This is a genomic window from Lysinibacillus sp., from assembly GCF_032093475.1.
In the GTDB taxonomy this organism is placed as follows: Bacteria; Bacillota; Bacilli; order Bacillales_A; family Planococcaceae; genus Lysinibacillus; species Lysinibacillus irui.
Genome location: NZ_DAMDAY010000145.1, coordinates 1 through 6,024, shown reverse-complemented (window position 1 = coordinate 6,024; position 6,024 = coordinate 1). Strand labels below are relative to the sequence as shown.

Sequence of the window (6,024 nt, the reverse complement as noted above, 5' to 3'; positions counted from 1 at the left end):
GCTCTAAATGGAGCGCCCCATTTTCTAAATCAAAGGCCTTTACAATGGAGTGGAGTACTTCCTCGATTCCCGCGCGAATGTCTTGAGGAGCTTTCACCAATACACCATAGCCTGTAATGATAAAGCGTTTCCCTTGGGTAATTTCCTGCTCAATTATGCCAATCACATGTGGCTGCCGTTGATACACAACAGCCTCCACTAAGTATTGAGGGCCCTCCAAATACTCTTCAATCATGATCGATTCATAGGGGTTTTTACTACGTAATGATTTGAGGTGGTTATTAAGTTGATCAGCATCCGTTGCTAATAGTACATCTTTTGAGCCTGTTGATTTTGGTGATTTCACGATTAATGGAAAAGTCCAATTGTTAGCAATAGGTTCATTGGGCTTCATGAGCGAAAACTTTGGTGAGTATGGCTGGTCTTTTAAATAATTTCTCGTTTTTTCTTTATCCTCCATGATTTCAATTGCGGAGGAGGAGGTGTAGTTATGACAAAATTCATCACATAGCATAGAGGCAACATGGACAAATGGATCCACAAAACTAACGATACTTTTAATGTCTAATCCGGTTTTCCCTAGTTTATCAATTTCCTCTTTCATTCTTTCAATATTCAAAGTATCAATGAGTATCATTTTATGAATGTCAGGGTAGGCTCGTCGCTGCTGAAGTTGTTTTTCATTATTAGTAAAAAGTACTGTGAAGTAGCCTAATTTTTCTGCTGCTCTCGTCGCTTCACGGCTAGACCCGGATTTGTTTGTACCGATAAATACAATTGCTTTCAGGTATATCACTCCTTCTATTGGTACTTAGATACTTAATCACCTTTATATATATGCAACGAAATAGATTTCTCCTAGTTATGTATCTTGACTTCATCCAAGCAACTTTTAGGAGGTTACATATACTAGAAAAGAAAGGAGGGAGAAAAGATATGAAGCCTCTTTCGGTGAAAAATTTAGCAATGATTACGACAGGCTATATAGTGCAAGGGTCAGAGGATTTACTGATTCAGCATGGTGCTTATCGATTAAAACAAGTAAAAAAACCTAATACGGCCCTTTTTACTAGTAAACGCATTGTCAATTGGAAAAATCTTGAGCCATTTTCTCCTCTAGTGCTAGTGACCGATAGAGCTTATCGGCCAAATGACATTCCAAACCAAGTTAATATGATACAGGTAGCGAATGCAAATGAGGCCTATTGGAAGTTTGTTCATTTTTATCGCAATCAGTTCCAGATCCCCATTGTAGCGATTACAGGAACTTCGGGGAAAACAACAACAAAAGAGATGATTAAACATATTCTTTCAGCAGAGCATAAAGTGACCGCTACTACATTGAGCAGTAATTCAAGAACGGCATCATTGCAATATTTACTAAGTATTGAGGAAGATACAGAGGCAGCCGTATTTGAAACGGCTGTTGGCTCACCAGGTGATGTTACAAATGCTGGGAAATACTTCAAACCGACGATCGGGATTATTACTAATATCGGAGCCCATCATTTAAATTATTGCAAAACATTAGAGGGCTATATTCAAGCAAAGGGAGAAATGCTAGACATTATTCATCCTAAAGGTACGTTAATTATTAATGCGGAGGATATCAATACTAAAAAACTAGATGTTTCTAGATTTAGTGGGCGCTTGATAAAGGTGGGAAAGCATGAATCCTGTGATTTTCGAGCGAGTCATATTCAGTATTATCAAAAGGGCATGAAATTTGTTCTTCAGTATGACAGACAAAGCTATGACATTCTTGTACCAGGATTTGGTGAACATCAGGTCTATAATGCCCTTGCTGCCATCGCAGCAGTCTATGACATGGGGGTACCTATTCCAGTTGCAGCAAAACAACTTCAGTCATTCCGCCAATTGAAAAAACAACTCCAGCTCTTTGAGGGCATCAATCATTCGATGTTATTGGATGATACTTGGAGTATTACAACCACCTCCTTAGAGGCTGCTTTAAAAGTATTAAATGAGCTAGGGGATGGCAAGAAGAAAATTGCTGTGATAGGGACGATTACGGATTTAGGTTCATGGGGCTATGTTATTCACGAGCAAGCGGGTGAATTAATCCATCGTATTGGTGCGGATGTTTTGATAACTATTGGGGAGCATGCCAAGATTATGGCGGATTATGCAGTAATGCTAGGGTTTAGCAAGCCTGTTTATTCATTTAAAAATAGCACGCTCGTTTATCCGTTATTGCAGGGGATTATGGATGAGAATACGATTGTTCTCATAAAAGGTGATATGTATAGTAAACAGGTGTCAAAACTAGCAACGGAGCTAAAGCTTAAACCTACACCACCCGCAGATTAACTTGCTTCTGACAATATAGGATATTGACTGTGCCACATAGAAAGAAGCGCTAATAAGGTATAGTAATTGATCAGAAAACAACACTCTGAATCAAGAGAAGGAACAAATCATCTATAAGATTGATAAAGAGAGGAGGCGTAGTACACTTGCAACCGATTAGTGTGCAAAAACTTAGGAATGTACTACAGGGAAAGCTCATTCATGGATCAGATCAATGGTCTGTTCAGCATGCAATCTACTATAATCGGCATGATTTAACGAAAAGTCATACGCTTCTGTTTGTAAGTCGAAGTGATCAAATTAACTGGCAAGAGATTGATCGAAAAGGTCCGTCCCTCATCATATCTGATAAGCCGTCTACTGAGTTAAAAAACGCCTTAGACAATACAACCGTTTTACAAGTCAAAAGCGTTACGCAGGCCTATTGGACTTTTATCGAATATTATCGGAGTCTGTTTGACATTCCGGTTGTTGCTTTGACAGGAACCTGTGGTAAAACAACAACAAAAGAGATGTTAAAGCATATCGCGAGTAAGCATTGGCAAGTGCAAGCATCCGTCAGCAGTAAAAATGAGCCGAGACAATCATTACCCTATTTGACGGGTATTGAAGAGAAAACACAAGCGGCTATATTTGAATTAGGCTTAGGCAACACAGGGAATATTAAACATCAGTGTATGATCTATCAGCCAACAATCGGTATTATTACGAATATTGGTGTACATCATTTAGACGGCTGTCTCAACCTTGAAGGTTATATTAAGGCCAAGGCTGAAATTGTAGAGGGAATTAAAGAAGATGGCACGTTAATCATCAATGCGGATGATGATAACATTAAAACAATATCTTTGAAACGATTTAAAGGGAAGATTATTAAATTTGGTTTACAGGATTCGGCGGATTACAAGGCTTCGAAAATACAATTTGCCAATACAGGTATGAAATTTGTACTTGAATTTGCAGAGACAACGTATAACGTATTTGTCCCTGGCTATGGGGAACACCAAGTTTACAATGCGTTAGCCGCAATTGCCGCCTGTCATGAAATGGGGCTGACCATTCGTCAGGCTATTTCAGGATTAAGGAATTTTAAACCAATGGCAAGACATTTAGAATTTACGACAGGACTAGGAGATAGTACGATTATCGATGATACATGGACCAATAATCCAACATCGGTAGAGGCAGCCTTAAAAGTATTAGATACAGTAGGAAAAGAGAAAAAGGTTATTCTTATTTTAGGTGATATTAAGAGATTGGGTAATTTTGAGGAAAAATATCATCGAGAAATTGGCTCGATGGTTGCTGAGAGAAAGATTGATACATTAATTACCATCGGCAAAAGGGCAGAGAAAATTGCCGACCAGGCTCAAAAAGATGGAACCAACGCAGAAGTTCATACGTTTAAAGAGGTAGCAGGCGTTTTAGAACTATTGAAACCAAAGCTTGATGCGGACACGATTGTCTTAATAAAAGGGCCGATGTCGAGTAGATCCATGATTGAATTTGCCAATACACTTAAAAACTCTTTATAGAGCAAAAGGGTGTCTCAAAATTAAATGAGACACCCAATTATCTTACTTATTTTAAAACGCGTCGAGCTGTTACAAAATTCTTTTGTGCCCATGTCGTTGTCATACTAATATATTGATTACTCCCTAAATAGATCCCCGTTTGTGTGATTTCTATTGGTAGAGAAGAATACTAAATCAACTTTTTCAAGCTGAGATTTTTGAATAAGTGTACTAACTAAAGCTTGCTATACTTCTGGGCGTAGAGTTATTTAGTAGAGATAACGCGCTTCGCAGTAATATAATGTTTAGCATAATAATCAACAAATAATACTCTTGTCATGACACCATCGGAATTAGGGATGATGATGCGGTGATCGCCTGCATAAATCCCTACAAGAGAAGGGTTTTTTGAACCTTTCACACTATTAAAGAAGACTAAATCACCCTTTTTCAAATTAGCACGCGCTACAGTTGATCCTTTGCTCATTAAACCACTTAAAGAAGTTGATCCGAGTGTAACGCCACTTTTACGATAGATGAAATCGACAAAAGCTGGAGCGGTAAATCGTAGACTTGACTCATTTGTTGTCGAGCTAATCGATACTTTATTTTTATAAGTCAGCGCATACTCAACAATTTTATCGCCTTTTGTTGCAGGGTTGGCTGATAGTAGGGTAGGTAATACTCTACGTGCAGATACATAATTTTCTTTATAATAAGGCTTACTATTTAAATCAGAGATGATGATATTTTGTTTTGGATCAGCCATGTGAATGATTTTATTGTCGCCAATATACATGCCGACATGGTCGGGATCTGTCCCTGTTTTTTTACTTTTAAAGAAGACTAAATCCCCTTTTTGTAATTGGTTTCTCGCTACATATGTCCCTTGCTGAATCATATAATTTTCATTGTACGTACCAAGATCTACACCATTTTTCTCGAAAATGTACATTAAAAATGAAGCACAAGAAAATTTATATGGGTATGTAGGCTTGTATACCGTATTGCTGTATGTTGCTTGCCCCATTAAGCTTTTACCAGTTTTAATTAATTGATCTGCTTTCGCAGCAACAGCCTGTGCGTTGTTCTGTGTATTTGTTGTAGCAGCCTCTACTTGGATAGGTTGGAATGCTGTTTGCACCATTCCGAATGAACTCAATCCAATCGTTAAGGCAAGTGTTGTAGATAAAAATCGTTTATTCATGTTATTAAATAACCTCCTTAGCATCTAGTAGGATTTCTCCTGTATAGCTTTGCCATGGAAATAATCGTAGCATGAAAATCTAGGGCTTCTACGCGGTAAATGTTACCAGAGCAACAAAGGAGAGCCCCTTAACACTTGCTATAAAAGGCTTTATCGAGGGAATTTACAGTTTTATTACAAATGTTTCAGTACGTTGTCATATGGAACATTCTCATGAAAAAAACTGCCCAAAAGTGGACAGTTTACGAGATTTTCTGAATCATTTCAACACGATTGCCAAAAGGATCTCTGAACTCAAAACGTTCATAATGAGGGATTGGCACGGACTCTATTATGTCGATCTGATGTTGTGCTAGTTTCTCCCGCCACTCGTTAATATCCTCTACCTGATAAGCAATATGCGCCTTTGTCGTCAAACGATCGAAGCCTTCCTCTGTACCTACATGCACCTCTTGATGCCCTAGCTGCAACCAAAATCCCCCACGCCCTTTGAGAGAATCAGGTTTTTCAATTTCCTCAAGACCTAAGACATGACAATAAAATTCTCTTCCCTGCCCCTCTGTCCCCTTTGGAATCGTAATTTGCACATGATGTAAACCGATAATCATAGAAATGAAGCCTCCTTTTCTACCTTAATTATAGTATATTTCCAAAATATTTGAAATGGTGACAGGAGGCAGAGCGCAATGGCGGCTTTAGTAGTGGGAGGAAAGCTCTTATTGCGGGGGTTAGTAACTTCGAATTGAGAGATAGCACTCTGGAATTGAAGGATAGGGCGGCGGATAGAATGCTCAAAGTGAAGGATAGAATGCGCGAATTGAAGGATAGGCTTAAAGCGGTGGATAGAATCTTAGAATTGAAGGATAACCATCGAAAAGTGGTGGATAAAATACTCAAATTGAAGGATAGCGCTTAAAGCGGTGGATAGAACCCCGAAATTGAAGGATAGCCGACAAAAAGTGGTGGATAGAA

General features: G+C 38.6%; 5 protein-coding genes. 2 read left to right on the top strand and 3 right to left on the bottom strand.

Annotation, left to right across the window (positions count from 1 at the left end):
- A partial coding sequence (locus tag RT445_RS21140) for an ATP-grasp domain-containing protein (protein ID WP_313471501.1) occupies positions 1-796 on the bottom strand: 796 nt, incomplete at its 3' end.
- A gap of 140 nt (positions 797-936) precedes the next feature.
- Here RT445_RS21140 and RT445_RS21135 point away from each other — a divergent pair.
- Both RT445_RS21135 and RT445_RS21130 read left to right on the top strand, forming a co-directional pair.
- Positions 937-2,331: a Mur ligase family protein gene (locus RT445_RS21135; RefSeq protein ID WP_274796671.1), complete on the top strand. Its 1,395-nt coding sequence runs from the start codon at positions 937-939 to the stop codon at positions 2,329-2,331.
- A gap of 146 nt (positions 2,332-2,477) precedes the next feature.
- Complete coding sequence (locus RT445_RS21130; protein WP_274796672.1) at positions 2,478-3,866, top strand: UDP-N-acetylmuramoyl-tripeptide--D-alanyl-D-alanine ligase; 1,389 nt, start codon at positions 2,478-2,480, stop codon at positions 3,864-3,866.
- Positions 3,867-4,110: 244 nt separating this feature from the next.
- Here the strand turns inward: RT445_RS21130 and RT445_RS21125 are convergent, their stop codons facing one another.
- Positions 4,111-5,052 carry a C40 family peptidase gene (locus RT445_RS21125; RefSeq protein WP_274796673.1) on the bottom strand — a complete coding sequence of 314 codons (942 nt, stop codon included), beginning with the start codon at positions 5,050-5,052 and terminating at the stop codon, positions 4,111-4,113.
- Positions 5,053-5,294: 242 nt separating this feature from the next.
- A complete protein-coding gene (locus RT445_RS21120; RefSeq protein ID WP_274796674.1) occupies positions 5,295-5,660 on the bottom strand; it encodes a VOC family protein in 366 nt (121 codons plus the stop codon).
- Positions 5,661-6,024: the final 364 nt, after the last annotated feature.

Bases quoted from the DNA above. Each gene is read 5' to 3' on its own strand.
- RT445_RS21120 (WP_274796674.1), bottom strand. From the start codon at position 5,660: ATGATTATCGGTTTACATCATGTGCAAATTACGATTCCAAAGGGGACA.
- RT445_RS21135 (WP_274796671.1), top strand. From the start codon at position 937: ATGAAGCCTCTTTCGGTGAAAAATTTAGCAATGATTACGACAGGCTAT.
- RT445_RS21125 (WP_274796673.1), bottom strand. From the start codon at position 5,052: ATGAATAAACGATTTTTATCTACAACACTTGCCTTAACGATTGGATTG.